This is a genomic window from Algibacter sp. TI.3.09 (genome assembly GCF_038154905.1).
GTDB lineage: Bacteria > Bacteroidota > Bacteroidia > Flavobacteriales > Flavobacteriaceae > Algibacter.
On the sequence record NZ_JBAKAN010000008.1, the window covers coordinates 85,131 to 102,045 of the forward strand.

Consider the following 16,915-nt stretch of genomic DNA (forward strand, 5'->3'; position numbering starts at 1 on the left):
ATCAAATCAAATCATTATAAATTTTTATTAATTAACCTACTTAAGTATTCGTACTTAAATTAAAATCAGAAATTATGGCAAAGTCAAAAGGAAGTAAAAAAATCATGAATATGATGTATGGATTAGGAGCAGCAGTTGTTATCCTTGGTGCATTATTCAAAATAACACACATGGAGTTTGGACCACTAAATGGTAATACACTCTTAACAATTGGTCTAGTAACAGAAGCGCTTATTTTTGCTGTATCAGCATTTGAACCTGTTGATGATGAATTAGACTGGTCTTTAGTATACCCAGAATTAGCTGGTGGTATGGGATCAAAAAAAGAAGTAGTAGCTCAAAATGATGATGCTCAAGGTATGTTATCTAAAAAATTAGATAGTTTACTAAAAGAAGCTAAAATTGACGGAGAGTTAATTGCAAGCTTAGGAGATAGCATTAAAAACTTTGAAGGAGCTGCAAAAAACATGGGGTCTACTGTAGATTCTATGGAAGCAACTAAAAAATACGGTGCAGAGTTATCTTTAGCAGCATCTCAAATGGAATCATTAAACGGTTTATACAAAGTACAATTAGAAAGTGCTAGTAAACAAGCAAGTATTAATGAAGAATCTGTTGAAAATGCAGCGAAATTAAAAGAACAAATGCAATCTTTAGCTTCAAACTTATCATCATTAAATGGTGTTTACGGAGGTATGTTATCTGCAATGAATAAATAATTAATTAGGCTAATTAATAACCCCAAATTACTTATTATTAATTAACCATTAAAAACCTAATTAACCATGGCAGGAGGAAATTTATCACCTAGACAAAAAATGATTAATCTAATGTACCTCATATTTATTGCAATGTTAGCATTAAATATGTCGAAAGAAGTACTTTCAGCATTCGGATTAATGAACGAGAGACTTGTTGAATCTAACGAGTCTGCAGAATTGAGAAATAAATCATTCGTAGATAATTTAAAGTTAAAAGCTGAAGAGCAACCTGAGAAATACGAGCCTTTAAAGGCTAAAGGTGAAGCTTTAGATCAATTAGCAGGAGATTTTAACGCATACCTAGAAGAATTAAAAACTAAAATGACCGCAACGGTTGATAATCCTGAAGAATACGAAAGTATGGATAAGGGTGATTATTTAGATCAAAACTTCTTTAAAGGTGGGAAATTAAAAGCAGAAGGCGAAGAGTTTAAAGCTAAAATAGTTGGCTTTAGAGAAGGCGTTCTTAAACTTATTGAAGGCCAAAAAGGCATGGAAGATGTAGTTAAATCTGTAAAAGACAAATTTAATACTGAAGATGTTAAGCGTGGCGCAGGAACTGTAGAGTGGTTAGATCATAACTTTAAAGGATTTCCTTTAGTAGCTTCTTTAACTAAAATGACTCAATTACAGTCTGATATTAAAACAACAGAGTCTGAGATATTAGGTAATATGTTACAAGGAACACTTTCTAGTGAGGTGTCTATGACTAACTATACTACTTTAATGGAAACATCTAAATCTGCTTATTTTAATGGAGAGCAATTCGATGGACAAATTGTTTTAGGTCGTACAGATGCTTCAACAAAACCAAGTAGAGTTGAATTAACTTTAGATGGTAGAAAACTTAGCGATAAACAATACACTATTGAAGGCGGTAAGGTGAAACTTAAAGTTGGAACTGGTGGAGTTGGAGAGCATAAAATTGCAGGAGCTTTATATTTTGCTCAAGATGGAGAAGAGGTTGAAGTACCTGTAAACTCATCTTTTGCAACGGTTGCAAAACCAAATTCAGCAACTATTTCTGCAGATAAAATGAATGTAGTTTATAGAGGTGTTAAAAACCCAATGACTATTTCTTTTGCAGGTGTGCCTGACAATAAAGTAAATGCTAAAGCTCAAGGTTTAGCTAAAGTTTCTGGAAGTAAATATGTTATGGATGCTACTAAAATTAAAGGTAGAGAAGTAACTATTAACGTAAGCGCATCATTACCTGACGGTGGTGGTAACGTAGGAGATAAAGCAACATTTAGAATTAAAGATTTACCAAAGCCAACAGGAACTGTAAGAGGAGAAGATGGTGCTGTAAAAATGCAACGTAATAGTCTTGAAATTTCAACTATTGGAGCTAAGTTTGATGATTTTGATTTTGAATTACCATTACGTGTTACTGGGTTTAAATTTAAAGTACCAGGACAACCAACAATAAGTGTAAGTGGTAGTAAATTAGATAGTAGAGCAAAAGGAGCTTTACGTAAAGCTAAGCGTGGATCTGATGTTACAATTTTTGATATTCAGGCCAAAGCAACCGGTGTTAGTGTAATACTTAAAAAAGTATCACCAATTATTATCGAGCTTACAAACTAAAAACGAAAACATAACGTTTAGTTATTACTGAATAATAAGTATTATAGGATGAGCATCTAAAATAAAATGAGTATTTTTATTTTAGATGTTTCATTAAAAACAATAAATAGTAAGCACATGAATTTGAAAAGTTTTTTATTAACTGTAACAACTGTTTGTACCGTATCTGGTATGTTTGCTCAGGCAAATATTTTAAATGCGAAAAGCCCAGAAGAAATTGGTGTTAGAACAGATGCTCAAAAGGCTGTAGATAACGATAAACCTTTAGAATACGGTTATGTTGATGATCGTGATATTCTATTTTCAAAAATGACTTGGGAAAAGGTTGTTTTAGATGAACGTTCTAACTTTCCTTTGTACTATCCTATAGATACTAATAACATTAGTAGTAACAGACGTTCATTATACGATGTTCTAATGAAGAACATTAAAAATGGTAAGATTGAAAACATCTATGACGATTCGTATTTTAATGCGAAAAGAACGTTAAAAGATATTGAATCTGCATTATCTAAAATTGATACAACAGGAGTTGGTATCGAGCAGTTGAATGCTGGAGAAGAACTTTCTGCTGAGTACATCAATAGAAGAGATATTACAGCTGCAGAAATTAGAGAATACCACATTAAAGGACTTTGGTATTTTGATAAACGTCAAGCTGAAATGAAATACCGTTTATTAGGTATTGCACCAGTGGCGCCAGATGTTAACTTTATTGATGACGATGAGCCAGACTTAGTTGAATTATTTTGGGTATTCTTCCCAGATGCTCGTGAGGTTTTACACGAAGCAAAATCTTTTAATGATAAAAATAGTTCTATGCCATTTTCATTCGATCATATATTGAATGCACGTCGTTTTCATGGTTATACTTATAAAGAAGAAAACGTACAAGGTGATAGAGCGGTATCGGAATACATTTCTGATAATGCTTTAATGCAACTATTAGAATCTGATAGAATTAAAGATAAAATTAGAGATTTTGAATTAGATATGTGGACATATTAAATTCTAGATTTCATAAAAATGTAAAACGCTCACTTTTAAGTGGGCGTTTTTTTGTTAAATAAAGTTTGTAAATATTTATCTTCGCAATAAATGAAAGTAGATTATATTATTGTTGGAATTGGCTTAGCCGGTATTAGTTTTTGTGAGCAATTAAAGGCCCATAGCAAGAGTTTTGTGGTGTTTGATAATGCATCGCAACAATCGTCTACCGTGGCAGGCGGATTGTATAATCCGGTTGTTCTAAAGCGGTTTACATCGGTTTGGAAAAGTGAGGAGCAAATTGATTTAGCTTTAAACGTCTATGAAAATATAGAAAAAAGGCTTAATGTGAAATTGGATTATAAAATCCCTGTTTACAGGAAGTTTGCCTCTTTAGAAGAACAGAACGATTGGTTTACAGCATCGGACAAGCCTAGATTAACCCAATACCTGTCTACTAAATTGATTAAGAACACAAATGAAGCTATTAATGCTCCGTTTAGTTTTGGTGAAGTTTTAATCACTGGAAGAGTCGATGTCAAAACTTTAATTGAAACTTATAAAACAGATTTACTTAAAGATGGTCTTTTAATTGAAAGTGATTTTGATTATGATGTTTTAGAAAGTGATGATGCTATTGTAAACTACAAACACATTGAGGCGAAGCATATAGTATTTGCTGAAGGTTTTGGAGTGACTAAAAACCCGTTTTTTAATCATTTACCTATGGTTCCAACCAAAGGCGAGTTGCTTACTATTTTGGCTCCAAACTTAAATATGGAGGTTGTATTAAAGGCTGGTGTATTTTTAATTCCGTTAGGAGATGATTTATATACCGTAGGCGCTACTTACGATTGGCATGATACTACACACGATGTTACAGATAAGGCTAAAAAAGAGCTTTTAGATAAGTTAGAAAAGGTAATTAATTGCGATTTTACTGTAGTAAATCAAGTGGCGGGAATTAGGCCAACTGTAAAAGATAGACGTCCTTTAATAGGGAAACATAGTGATTATGAAAACTTATATGTTTTAAACGGTTTGGGAACACGTGGCGTAATGATTGGGCCTTACGTTGCTAAAGCGCTCTATGAGTTTATTGAATTAGGTACGCTTTTAGAGCCTGAAATTGATATTGCTCGTTTTAAGTAAATATCCTTTTTGATTATAGTTACGGAGATAACTCTAGCGGATTGGTTTGCGTTAGGGATTGAACGGCTTGTTTAAGCTCCCCGACGGTAGGAGGTAGCGAGTAGTGAAAGCCCGACCTTTTGCAATTTTGCTAGGTTTTTTTAACCTTGCAGAATTGTAAAAGGTAACGCCCAAAATAAAATTAACTTTATTTTTTTGCTAATTTTTTGTCGTAACTCATAAAAAGATTGATCCAAATATTTCTAGAAACCCTCATAATTACCGGCATAAAACCAATAAGTGTTGCAATAATAGCGATGAATATTCCATTTAAAGTCGCATCGAACACAAAACTACTAATTACAAAGGCCGCAACGGCAAAAGCTATACCAACACCGTAACTCACGTACATGGCGCCATAGAAAAACGATGGTTCTATCTTGTATTTTGTACCACAATTACTGCATTTTTCGTGCATGCTTAAGGTTTCGGTAAGTACATATGGGTTTTTGTTGGTATACATAGATTCTTCTTGACATTTAGGACAAGTTCCCGTGAAAATACTATATACTTTTGATCCTTTTTTAAACATATAATTTGTGTATTTTTGCAAGCGCAATTACAAAGCAAAAATAAGATTTTTATAACTAAAACTTTGTAATAAAAGTTACATTTCTATGATGAACATTCATAATTTATCGGTTTCATTTCAAGGCGAATACTTGTTTGAAGATATTACATTTAAACTTGGAAACGGCGATAGAATAGGCCTTATTGGAAAAAATGGGGCTGGAAAATCGACCATGCTTAAAATTTTATCGAAAGAAATGGAGCCTGATACAGGACAAATTGCCGCAGATAAAGAATTAAAGATTGGCTTTTTAAAACAGGATATCGATTTTATTTTAGGTCGTACGGTTTTAGAAGAGGCTTACGAGGCTTTTGTTGAAATTAAGGAATTGGAGGCAAAAATGGAAGAGGTTAACACCCAAATGGCCGAACGTACCGATTATGAGAGTGAAGGTTACCACCAATTAATGGTCGATATTAATGATTTACAACATCAATACGATATTTTAGGAGGTTACAATTACCAAGGAGATACTGAAAAGATTTTACAAGGTTTAGGTTTTAAACGTGAAGATTTTGGAAAACTTACCGATACTTTTTCGGGTGGGTGGCGTATGCGTATTGAGTTGGCTAAATTATTATTACAAAATAATGATATTCTGCTACTCGATGAGCCTACCAATCACTTGGATATTGAATCTATTATTTGGTTAGAAAGCTTTTTAAGAAACTATACCGGTGCCGTAGCTATTGTATCTCACGATAAAATGTTTTTGGATAATGTTACTAATAGAACTATTGAAATTTCTTTAGGAAGAATATATGATTACCCTAAACCGTATTCTAAGTTTTTAGTATTGCGCGAGGAATTAAGAACGCAACAATTGGCTTCTCAAAAAAATCAACAAAAACAAATTGAGCAAACCGAGAAGCTTATTGAGAAGTTTAGAGCGAAAGCATCTAAGGCTACTATGGCTCAATCGCTTATTAAAAAGCTTGATAAAATTGATAGAATTGAAGTTGATGAGGATGATAACAGCGTAATGACGCTTAACTTCCCGGTATCTATTACGCCAGGGAAAGTAGTGGTTGAAACCAACAAAATCTCTAAAAAATATGGTGACAACCAAGTTTTAAGTGCTATTGATTTACTTATTGAACGTGATACTAAAACCGCTTTTGTGGGTCAGAACGGACAAGGTAAATCGACACTTGCAAAAATAATGGTTGGTGATATTAAGCATGACGGTGAATTAAAATTGGGACATAATGTGCAGATTGGATATTTTGCTCAAAACCAAGCCGAGTATTTAGATGGTAACAAAACCGTTTTAGATACTATGATTGATGCTGCAAATGAAACGAACCGTAGTAAGGTTCGTGATATTTTAGGTTCGTTTTTGTTTAGAGGAGACGAGGCTGAAAAGTATGTGCGTGTACTTTCGGGTGGTGAGCGTAACCGTTTGGCGTTAGCAAAATTAATGTTGCAACCGTTTAACGTGCTAATAATGGATGAGCCTACCAATCACTTAGATATTAAATCTAAAAACGTATTGAAGGAGGCTTTAAAGCGCTTTGAGGGTACGTTAATTTTGGTATCGCATGATCGTGATTTTCTGCAAGGATTAACACATACGGTTTACGAGTTTAAAGACCAACAAATAAAGAAATACCTGGGTGATATTGATTATTACTTAGAGAAACGAAATGTAGATAGTTTACGTGAGGTTGAAAAACGTACGGTTATTAAGGAAGTTCCGAAGGAAAAAAATCAACAATCTTACGAAGATCAAAAGAAAATAAAATCTTTAAATAATAAATTAAGCAACGTTGAGTCTAAAATTAGCGAGATGGAGCGCAAAATTAAAAAGATAGATGCTGAGCTTGAAATTAATTATGAAGAAGTTTCATCTAAACCAAATTTCTTTGATGATTACCAAAAAATGAAATCTGATTTGCAGAATTTTATGCAAAAATGGGAAGATATTCAAATGGAAATTGAAAAGTTTTAGGTTAAAAGCCTGATTTAATATCTAGAATTTAAATTTACGTGAGTAATTAAGAGTAATGTTTAGTTTTCTTTAAAATTTTAACGGAAACTGCCAATGTGTAGTTTCCGTTTTTTTTATGTTTTTTTTAACTTTTCGGAATGAGTTATTGGGTAATTTTGACAACTTACCACCAAAACCATTATCATGCGAAATTTTATACTTTCCGGCATAGGAATTTTATTCATTGGGTTTTCTGTTTTTTTTGCTAAAAAACTCATTGACGAAAAGAATAAACCTAAACCTATTAAGGAGAAAGTTGTAAAAATGGTTCTTACTGATACCGTTGTAAATAGCACAATTCAGATTGTAATTCCGGCAAACGGAAGTTTGGTTGCTAAGCGTCGTGTGGAAATTTACTCGGAAGTTGAAGGGATTTTTAAATCTTCTAATATTCTTTTTAAGCCAGGGCAAAAATACAGAAAAGGGCAAACGCTTATACGTGTAGATGCTTCGGAGTATTACTCAAGTGTTCAATCTGCCAAAAGTAATTTATATAACGATATTGCAGCAATAATGCCAGACTTGCGTTTAGATTTTACAGATGTTTTTCAGAAATGGCAAGATTATCTTTCTAGTTTCGATTTAAATAAAACAACACCAGAGTTACCAAAAATGACTTCTGATAAAGAAAACTATTTTATTACCGGTCGTGGTATTGTATCTAGTTATTACAATGTTAAAAATTTAGAACAGCGTTTATTTAAGTATAATATTTCTGCTCCTTTTTCGGGTATTTTAACTGAAGCCTTAGTAACGGAAGGTTCTTTGGTAAGAGGCGGACAGAAATTAGGTGAGTTTATTGATCCTTCTGTATACGAAATGGAAGTAGCTTTAAGTAAAAGTTATGCTAGTATGCTTAAAGTTGGCGAAACTGTGAAACTGACTAATTTAGATAAAACCGAAACTTATACAGGTCTTGTGTCTCGCGTTAACGGAAGCGTAGACGCTACCACGCAAACCATTACGGCTTATATTGATGTTAAGGACGATACTTTAAAAGAAGGCTTGTATCTCGAAGCGCAACTAGACGCTAGGGATGAGGAGGATGCTATTGAAATCGATAGAGGATTATTATCAGAAAGTAACGAGATTTTTATTGTTAGAGATAGTTTGCTCGATGTAATGCCTGCTAAACCTGTCTATTTTTCTGAAACAAAAGTGGTTTTAAAGAATGTACCAAATGGTACTGTAATTCTTAAAAAGGCAGTGCCAGGCGCTTACGCCGGAATGCTTGTTAAGCCTTTTGAAACAACAGATAAAACGGACGATAAATAATGAGAAAGTTAATTACTTATTTTATTAAGTATCACGTTGCTGTAAATATTTTTATTTTAGCATTTGTATTGTTCGGTACTATCGGGATCTTATCGCTTAAGTCTTCGTTTTTCCCTTTAACCGATTCTAAAATAGTAACCATAAGCGTTGCTTATCCCGGTGCATCTCCACAGGAAATAGAAGAAGGTGTTGTTTTAAAAATAGAAGATAACTTAAAAGGATTACGCGGTGTAGATAGAGTAACATCGGTTTCTAGAGAAAATAGCGGAACCATTACTGTTGAAATTGAAACGGGTGAAAATATAGATTTTATGTTATTGGAAGTTAAGAACGCGGTAGATCGTGTGCCTTCTTTTCCAACAGGTATGGAACCTTTAATTGTTGCTAAGCAAGAAGAAGTTCGCCAAACTATTACATTCGCTTTAAGTGGAGATAAGATTCCATTGGTTACTCTAAAACAATTAGGTCGCCAAGTTGAAAACGATTTAAGAGCTATTGAAGGTATTTCGCAAATTGAAGTATCTGGCTATCCTGAAGAAGAAATTGAAATAGCAATAAACGAAGCTAGTTTATTAGCTTACGATATTAGTTTCGAAGATGTTTCTAAAGCCGTAAGCACATCTAATATATTAGTTACTGGTGGAAATATTAAAACAGACACCGAAGAATATTTAATTCGTGCAACCAACAGGTCTTATTACGGAAAAGAACTTTCTAATATTATTATAAAAGCCACTAATAATGGTAAAACTGTTCGTTTAAGTGATGTTGCTATAATTAGAGATCGCTTTTCTGAAACTCCAAATGCGACTTATTTTAATGGGGAATTGGCTGTAAATATTACGGTAACAAGTACAAATAGCGAAGATTTAATTAGTTCTGCGGAAAAAATTAAAACCTATATAGAAGGATACAATCAAAGTCATAATAACGTTAAAATTTCGATTGTTAGAGATTTATCTATCACACTTAACCAAAGAACACAGCTATTAACAGAGAATGCTATTGTTGGGATGATTTTGGTATTGATCTTCCTATCCTTATTCTTAAATACGCGTTTAGCCTTTTGGGTGGCCTTTGGATTACCTATTTCATTTTTAGGGATGTTTATTTTTGCAGCACAATTTGATGTTACTATAAATGTATTATCCCTTTTCGGAATGATTATCGTTATCGGTATTTTGGTGGATGATGGTATTGTTATTGCTGAAAATATATATCAGCATTACGAAAAAGGTAAAACGCCAGTTCAAGCTGCAATCGATGGTACTATGGAAGTTATTCCGCCGGTAGTTTCTGCAATTATTACCACATTGTTGGCATTCTCGTTATTCCTCTTTTTAGATAGTAGAATTGGGGAGTTTTTCAGTGAAGTATCTGTAATTGTAATATTAACTCTAGTTGTTTCTTTAGTTGAAGCATTAATTATTTTACCTGCGCATTTAGCACATTCTAAAGCGCTTCGGAAACCGGTAGAAGAGGAAAACCCTTCTAAGATGAAACAGTTTTTCTCTAAAATGCGTATTATTAATAAGCTAGGAGATCGCTTTATGGTGTTCTTGCGTGATAAGCTTTATAGTCCATCTCTAGATTTCGTTTTAAAATATAAAATGCTTTCATTGAGCTTTTTTATTGGGTTTTTAATACTCACTATTGGTGCTATTGGTGGAGGTGTAATAGGTGTAACCTTATTTCCATCTGTTGCCAGTGATAGAGTTTCAGTAGAATTAGATATGCCTAACGGCACCAATGTAAGAGTTACCGATTCTATTATTTCAATGATTCAGGAAAAGGCTTATTTAGTTAATAAAGAGTTATCTGATAAATACTTAAAAGGTACCGGGAAAGAGTTGTTTGAAAATACAATTCTGTCTTTATCAAGTTCGTCTAGTGCGCAATTGCAAATAAACATGCTACCTGGTGAAGAGCGACCGAATGAAATAAATTCCAGCTTAGTAACTAATAAATTGCGAGAAGCCGTTGGACCTGTAATTGGAACAGAGCGTTTAATTTTTGGTTCGGGCGGTAATTTTGGAGGTAGCCCTGTATCGGTTTCTTTATTAAGTAATAATATTGAAGAGCTAAAAGCAGCCAAACTCGAATTGAAAGAGGTTTTAAAAACCAATCCGTTATTAAAAGATGTAGAGGATAATGATCCGGCCGGAATAAAGGAAATTCAATTAGAATTAAAAGAAAGCGCGTATTTACTTGGTTTAGATTTACAAACAGTAATGTCTCAGGTACGTTCTGGGTTTTTTGGAACTCAAGCACAGCGTTTTCAACGTGGACAAGATGAAATAAAAGTTTGGGTGCGTTACGATTTATCTAACCGTAAGTCTATAAATAATCTAGACGACATGCGTATTATGACGCCTTCGGGAGAACGTGTTACGTTAAAAGATATTGCAACATATACTATTGCAAGAGGAGATGTGGCAATAAATCATTTAGAAGGTCAGCGGGAAATAAAAGTATCGGCAGATTTAAAAGACCCTAGTTCTAGTGCTACAGATATTATAGATGATATTAAACTGAATGTTATTCCAGAAATTCAGTCTAGGTATCCAACAATTTCAACATCTTATGAAGGTCAAAACAGAGAAGCCGTAAAATTATCTCGATCATTAAAAGCAGCGGGAATTCCAATTCTTTTACTTATTTATATCACAATAGCGTTTACCTTCAGAAGTTATAGTCAACCTATTTTACTTATACTATTAGTGCCTTTTAGTTTAACAGCAGTAGCTTGGGGACATTGGATGTTAGATTTTCCGGTAAACATATTATCACTTTTAGGTATTATCGCTTTAATAGGTATTATGGTGAATGATGGTTTGGTGCTTATTGGTAAATTCAATTCTAATTTAAAAGAAGGAATGACTTTCGATATGGCACTTTCTGATGCTGGAAAATCTAGATTTAGAGCTATTTTCTTAACTTCAGTAACAACTGTAGCTGGTTTGGCACCTTTATTACTAGAAAAAAGTAGACAAGCACAATTTTTAAAACCTATGGCAATTTCAATTTCTTTCGGTATTGCTTATGCAACTATTCTAACTTTATTAGTCTTACCGTTATTCTTAGCATTTAGTAACAATATTAAAAAGAGTTCTAAGTGGTTAGTAACCGGAGAAGAAGTAACGAAAGAAGAAGTAGAACGCGCCATTAAAGAACAAAAAGAAGAGCATGAACATTAAATTTGTCTTTTTTAGTATAGTATTCCTTTTGCAAGCTCCAATGTTTGCTCAAGAGTTAATAACGCCAGAAAAAGCGGTAAGCTTAGCTTTAGAGAATAATTACGGAATAAAAATCGCTAAAACCGATGTGGAAATAGCCGAAAATAATGCCGATATTTTAAACTCTGGATATTTACCAACTTTAACAGGTAATGCAGGAGCCAATTATAACTTAGATGATACTGAGGTAGGCTTTTCCGATGGAACCAATAGGGTTTTGAATGGAGCAGAAAGTTCTAGTTATAATGCATCTGTGGATTTAGATTATACGTTGTTTGATGGTTTAGGCCGATCTTACGATTATAAACAATTTAAAGAAACAAAGCAGTTAACAGAGTTGCAAGCACGCGAAACTATTGAAAACACGATAGTACAATTGTTTACAATATATTATAATGTAGCAGAACTTGTTGAAAATAAAGATGCTCTTTCGCAAACATTAACTATCTCTAAGGAAAGATTAATTAGAGCGGAATATCAATTTGATTATGGTCAAGCTAATAAACTAGCAAGTCTTAATGCAGAAGTCGATATTAATAATGATAGCATTAGTTTAATGAACACCTTGCAAGAACTTAATAATGCAAAACGTGATTTAAATTTTGTTTTAGGCAATACCATACCCGATGATTTTACTATTGATACAGAAGTAGCTTTTGATAATCTATATGATAAAAGTGAGCTTTTAGCGAAGACAAGAGATAATAATATTAGTATTCTTCAGGTTAATAAAAATATAGATATTAATGCCTTAGGAATAAAATCGGAAACTTCGGCATACCTACCAACGGTTGGTCTATCAGGGAGCTACGGTTGGAATAAAAACAATAATAATGCTGCTTCTTTTGCTGCATACTCCATTAATACAGGACTTTCTGCTGGATTAAGTTTAAGTTGGAATTTATTTGATGGAGGAAGTACTATTACAAATGTGAGAAATGCTAAGGTAAATTTAGAAGCTCAAAAAATACTTAAAGAGCAACTATTAGTATCTATAGTAAGAGATTTTAATAATGCTTGGGATGACTATGAGAATAAGTTAAGTGTTTATAGACTGCAGGAGCATAATATTAAAACGGCTGAGAATAATTTTGATAGAACAGAAGAGCAATTTAAGCTTGGACAGATAAATTCGATAGAGTTTAGACAAGCACAACTCAACCTATTGAATGCAGAATTAAGTCGTGATCAGGCTAAATATCTAGCAAAAATAGCCGAAATGCAAATGTTACAGATAAGTGGTGATTTGTTAAATATAGAGTTTTAGATTACGTTTTACGAAGTAAAATACACTTTATCGATAAATAGTGTATTTCATCGGTGGTTAAATGTTAAAATTTATTGTATTTGAGCGAATAAAATAGTTGTTCGTCTTGTTTAAGTCTATTTTTGTAAGAGAATAAACAACCTAATACAATTCACATGAAAAATTTAAACTACATTTTAATCTTCTGTTTAGTAACAAGTTATTCATTTGCTAGTATATCGAAAGTACAGAAAAATGCTTTAGTCGCTCTATACAATGCAACAAATGGAGATCAATGGAATACGTCATGGAATTTAGAAGCAGACGTAGAGTCTTGGTTTGGACTTACTATCGAAAACAATAATATAGTAGAAATTAATCTTCAATTTAATAACTTAAAAGGTGAGTTACCTACCGAACTAGGAGATTTAACCGATTTAAGAAAACTTAATTTAGGATTTAATCAACTTTCTGGTGAAATACCTACTTCAATTTCAAACTTAACCGAGTTAACAGCTTTGGAGTTGTTTATGAATAAATTAGTAGGACAAATACCTTCAGGTATTGGGCAATTAAAGAATATTGAATACATTAAACTTTATAGTAATCAATTAACAGGTGATATTCCTGAATCTTTAATGGGACTTTCTCAATTAAAAGAACTTTTATTAAGCAGTAATTATTTAACAGGAACAATCTCTCCAAATATCCATGCTTTAGAAAACTTAGAAAAATTAGGTTTAATGGATAATAAAATGAACGGAGAAATTCCAGTAGAATTAGCTCAACTTCATAATCTTGAAGAATTAATGTTATCTTCAAATAGTTTTTCTGGTAATTTACCAATAGAGTTTATTAGCCTTACTAAATTAAATACATTAATGGTGAGCGATAATAACTTAAATCAAGAATACATTACAGTATCTGGTAATACGCCACAAAACTTATCTAACATGGTGTTGCAAAGTGCTACCGCTATTATGGATATTGAAAAAGAATAGTATATTAAAGTGTTGTTATAATTAGTATTTAAATAGTAGCTTGAAAAAGCTGCTATTTTTTTTGGTCTAATTTGAAGTAAAAAATATAATATTTAGCTTGTTTGAATTTATTTTTAAATGGAATACTCAGGTAATGAGTTGTTTAAAAATTATTGTAAATTTTTCACTAAAAAATGCTTGTAATATCTAAAAAGGATTGTATATTTGCAGTCGGAAATAATTTGATTGGTATTATGAGCCAAGAGTTAAAAGCTAAGTAAATTATTTCTAGATTATATCGCGGGATAGAGCAGTAGGTAGCTCGTCGGGCTCATAACCCGAAGGTCACTGGTTCGAGTCCAGTTCCCGCTACTAAGTAGAATTACTTTAAGACAGACGGTTTAGTTCACACTAAGCCGTTTTTTTATGTCTAATTTGAACAGAATTCTTACATTTGAACACGATTTAGAACACAGTCTCCCATTGAAGAATATTTTTTCAGAACCAAAAATTTATAACGCAAAGATGATTTGAGTAGGCGTTGATCAGTTTGATGTTTGTATTCAAATGTACTTGAGCAGGTTCTCTGAGATTCAGGCTAAAATGGGTTCTCAAATTGTTATAAATATACACCGCTTGTTGTGTCATTTTTTGTGCTAATTAAGTGTTTTTAATGTTTTGTTTTAATCCGTATTCGTATTTAAGAGTTCTGTTAATGCGTTCTGCTATTGCATTTTCGTAAGGATCATATTGTTCAGTCATACTCATTGTAATTCCATTATTTTTAGCAAATTGTGTGTATTTGGGGTTGCAGTATTGGAAATCTATATCTGAATGGTGAATAATTTTTTGATTAGGATATTTTCTGTTTTTAATGGCCATAGCGAGCGCCTCTTTACAAAGCGATGTTCTCATATGATTATCGAGTTTATATCCCATAATTTGTTTAGAATAAGCGTCTGTGACTAATGCTAGATAGTTGTGTCCGTTTTCTGTTCTAATATAAGTGATATCACTAACCCAGAGCTGTTCAGGTCGAGTAGGGACTTGGTCTTTGACCAGGTTCTTATATTTCTTGTACATATGATTAGAGTTTGTAGTGGTAATGTAATTTTTTGTTTTAGGCACTAGAAGTTTATGAAGTCTCAAGAAGTTATAGAACTTGTCTCTACCTATCTTGATCTCAGCGTTTATAAAGTCTTGCTTTAACTCCTTGTGCAGTTTAATCCCACCAGTTTTAGAGCCTACTTGCTTACGGTAGTCTTTGACCATTTTGATTAGTTTTTGATGGTCTAGCTATTGTTTTTGTTGGGTTTTGAGTCTTTGTATTATACTGATATAGGTTGACTCTTTTTTTGTTAATATTTCCACGTTCAAAAGATTTTTTTTAGCCGTTTAGAACAGCAAAAAAATAGTTTGAACTAGGTGAGTTTTTAAATCGTTAGTTCAGGTAAATTTACTTTATTTTTTCGATAGGATTTGTATTTTATGTTTGGATTTAAATGCACTTCTGCTGGTTTTCTTAAGTCTAAGCTAAAATGTGTTCTTAAGTTGTTGTAGATATAAACTGCTTGTTCAGTCATTTTTTGAGCTAGATTTGTGTTCTTAATGGTTTGTTTTAGACCATATTCGTATTTCAGTGTTCTGTTAATTCTTTCAGCGACAGCGTTTTCATAAGGGTCGTACTGTTCTGTCATACTCATGGGAATTCCATTGCTTTCAGCAAATTCTGTATATTTAGGGTTACAGTATTGAAACCCTCTGTCTGAATGATGAATAAGTTTTTGATTAGAATATTTTCTGTTTTTAATAGCCATAGCGAGCGCGTCTGAGCAAAGCGATGTTCTCATATGGTTGTCGAGTTTATATCCCATTATTTGCTTAGAATAGGCGTCTGTGACTAATGCTAGATAGTTGTGCCCATTTTCTGTTTTAATGTATGTTATATCGCTAACCCAGAGTTGTTCTGGTCGATTAGGTACGTGGTCTTTTACAAGGTTTTTATATTTTCTGTACATATGGTTAGAGTTTGTAGTGGTGACGTAATTTTTAGTTTTAGGCACTAGAAGTTTATGAAGTCTCAAGAAGTTATAGAACTTGTCTCTACCTATCTTGATCTCAGCGCTTATAAAGTCTTGCTTTAACTCCTTGTGCAGTTTAATCCCACCAGTTTTAGAGCCTACTTGCTTACGGTAGTCTTTGACCATTTTGATTAGTTTTTGATGGTCTAGCTGTTGTTTTTGTTGGGTTTTGAGTCTTTTGTAAAAGGCTTGTTTAGATATCCCAAAACATCCATAGAGCCATTTTCTTTTATACGCTGTTTTTTCTTTTGCTCTATCTCTTTTGCTAACGTTTTGGGCAATGACTTTTTTGACATATCCACTCCTGTAATAAGTTCCATATCAGCGATAATGTCTTGTTGAAAGTCTTTTTGAAACTCTAGTTCTTCAATACGTTCCTTTAGTTTTTTGATTTCGTCGTTTTTACTCATACCAGTATTTTGTTGTACTAATGTACTGTATTTTCTTAACCAATAGGTAATGGTTGTTCTAGGGACATCGTATTTTTTTGAAGCTTGGTTATTGGATAATTGTCCGCTAAGGATTTGGTCAACAACTAAAATTTTGGTCTCCAAGGTTGCTTTTTGATAGCTTTTTTTTCGCCAGTGTTCATTTTGTGTTTTCATAAGTGACTATAATTAATGGTTTAATTTTTAGTCAACCTATTTCAGGAAAGTACAATCGTTACATTACACACAACGGTTACGTATAAGAATAGTGCGATGTTTGTGTGCGTGGATTTTCCGAAGGAAAATCATAAGCAAGCAAACTCGCATTTACTCTTGATTAAGCACTAAACTAAGCATTATTTTTATACAATGTTGCCATGCGTGGTATTTTTTGTCGGACTTATTTTACGAAAGATATGCGGTTAAATTTAGAAAACTGAGAGTTTTTCGAGTACGAGTAAAGTCAGTCGCACGCAACAGTTGCGTTTTGAATTGTCAGAAGTCGGTTGAGTAAGGTTTTTAGGAATATGTTTTTAAACCACTTTGAGTCTCGTTTATATATTTTTTAGAGCTGAGTGAGCC

13 protein-coding genes and 1 tRNA gene are annotated in these 16,915 nt (G+C 32.9%); 10 read left to right on the plus strand and 4 right to left on the minus strand.

Going from position 1 to position 16,915, the window contains the following annotated elements; genetic code table 11:
* Positions 1–74: 74 nt before the first annotated feature.
* From porL to V6246_RS17475, 4 genes are all read left to right on the plus strand, one after another.
* A complete protein-coding gene (gene porL, locus V6246_RS17460; RefSeq protein WP_159018081.1) occupies positions 75–719 on the plus strand; it encodes a type IX secretion system motor protein PorL/GldL in 645 nt (214 codons plus the stop codon).
* 66 nt (positions 720–785) lie between these two features.
* Positions 786–2,348 (plus strand): type IX secretion system motor protein PorM/GldM, encoded by a 1,563-nt coding sequence (gene porM / locus V6246_RS17465; protein ID WP_341561741.1) that lies wholly within the window; start codon positions 786–788, stop codon positions 2,346–2,348.
* Between the two features lie 117 nt (positions 2,349–2,465).
* Positions 2,466–3,356 (plus strand): type IX secretion system ring protein PorN/GldN, encoded by an 891-nt coding sequence (gene porN / locus V6246_RS17470; RefSeq protein ID WP_159021060.1) that lies wholly within the window; start codon positions 2,466–2,468, stop codon positions 3,354–3,356.
* Positions 3,357–3,446: 90 nt separating this feature from the next.
* Positions 3,447–4,487 (plus strand): NAD(P)/FAD-dependent oxidoreductase, encoded by a 1,041-nt coding sequence (locus V6246_RS17475; RefSeq protein ID WP_341561742.1) that lies wholly within the window; start codon positions 3,447–3,449, stop codon positions 4,485–4,487.
* 187 nt (positions 4,488–4,674) lie between these two features.
* Here V6246_RS17475 and V6246_RS17480 read toward each other — a convergent pair whose 3' ends face one another.
* Positions 4,675–5,058, minus strand: a complete 384-nt coding sequence (locus V6246_RS17480; RefSeq protein ID WP_341561743.1) for a DUF983 domain-containing protein — start codon at positions 5,056–5,058, stop codon at positions 4,675–4,677.
* A gap of 85 nt (positions 5,059–5,143) precedes the next feature.
* Between V6246_RS17480 and V6246_RS17485 the strand changes: the two genes are divergently transcribed.
* The 6 genes from V6246_RS17485 (at position 5,144) to V6246_RS17510 (ending at position 14,196) form a co-directional block, all read left to right on the plus strand.
* The gene (locus tag V6246_RS17485; RefSeq protein WP_159018077.1) at positions 5,144–7,048 is read left to right on the plus strand and encodes an ABC-F family ATP-binding cassette domain-containing protein; all 1,905 of its coding nucleotides are present in this window, start codon (positions 5,144–5,146) and stop codon (positions 7,046–7,048) included.
* Positions 7,049–7,231: 183 nt separating this feature from the next.
* Positions 7,232–8,362: an efflux RND transporter periplasmic adaptor subunit gene (locus V6246_RS17490; RefSeq protein WP_341561744.1), complete on the plus strand. Its 1,131-nt coding sequence runs from the start codon at positions 7,232–7,234 to the stop codon at positions 8,360–8,362.
* Positions 8,362–11,559, plus strand: a complete 3,198-nt coding sequence (locus tag V6246_RS17495; RefSeq protein WP_159018075.1) for an efflux RND transporter permease subunit — start codon at positions 8,362–8,364, stop codon at positions 11,557–11,559. The genes V6246_RS17490 and V6246_RS17495 overlap by 1 nt, the downstream gene beginning before the upstream one ends.
* Entirely contained in the window at positions 11,549–12,865 is a 1,317-nt protein-coding gene (locus tag V6246_RS17500; RefSeq protein WP_341561745.1) for a TolC family protein, read from the plus strand. Before V6246_RS17495 ends, V6246_RS17500 begins: the two co-directional genes overlap by 11 nt.
* A gap of 155 nt (positions 12,866–13,020) precedes the next feature.
* Positions 13,021–13,845 (plus strand): Two component regulator three Y domain protein, encoded by an 825-nt coding sequence (locus tag V6246_RS17505; RefSeq protein ID WP_341561746.1) that lies wholly within the window; start codon positions 13,021–13,023, stop codon positions 13,843–13,845.
* A 278-nt stretch (positions 13,846–14,123) separates the two neighbouring features.
* A tRNA-Met gene (locus V6246_RS17510) sits at positions 14,124–14,196 on the plus strand.
* Between the two features lie 288 nt (positions 14,197–14,484).
* On the opposite strand, the gene V6246_RS17515 is transcribed toward V6246_RS17510, so the two are convergent.
* From V6246_RS17515 to V6246_RS17525, 3 genes are all read right to left on the minus strand, one after another.
* Positions 14,485–15,102, minus strand: a complete 618-nt coding sequence (locus tag V6246_RS17515) for an IS3 family transposase (RefSeq protein ID WP_341561748.1) — start codon at positions 15,100–15,102, stop codon at positions 14,485–14,487.
* A 155-nt stretch (positions 15,103–15,257) separates the two neighbouring features.
* On the minus strand, positions 15,258–16,106 hold the full coding sequence (locus V6246_RS17520; RefSeq protein ID WP_341561749.1) for an IS3 family transposase: 849 nt from the start codon (positions 16,104–16,106) through the stop codon (positions 15,258–15,260).
* Positions 16,052–16,510 carry a helix-turn-helix domain-containing protein gene (locus V6246_RS17525; RefSeq protein ID WP_042501985.1) on the minus strand — a complete coding sequence of 153 codons (459 nt, stop codon included), beginning with the start codon at positions 16,508–16,510 and terminating at the stop codon, positions 16,052–16,054. Before V6246_RS17525 ends, V6246_RS17520 begins: the two co-directional genes overlap by 55 nt.
* Between the last annotated feature and the right edge of the window lie 405 nt (positions 16,511–16,915).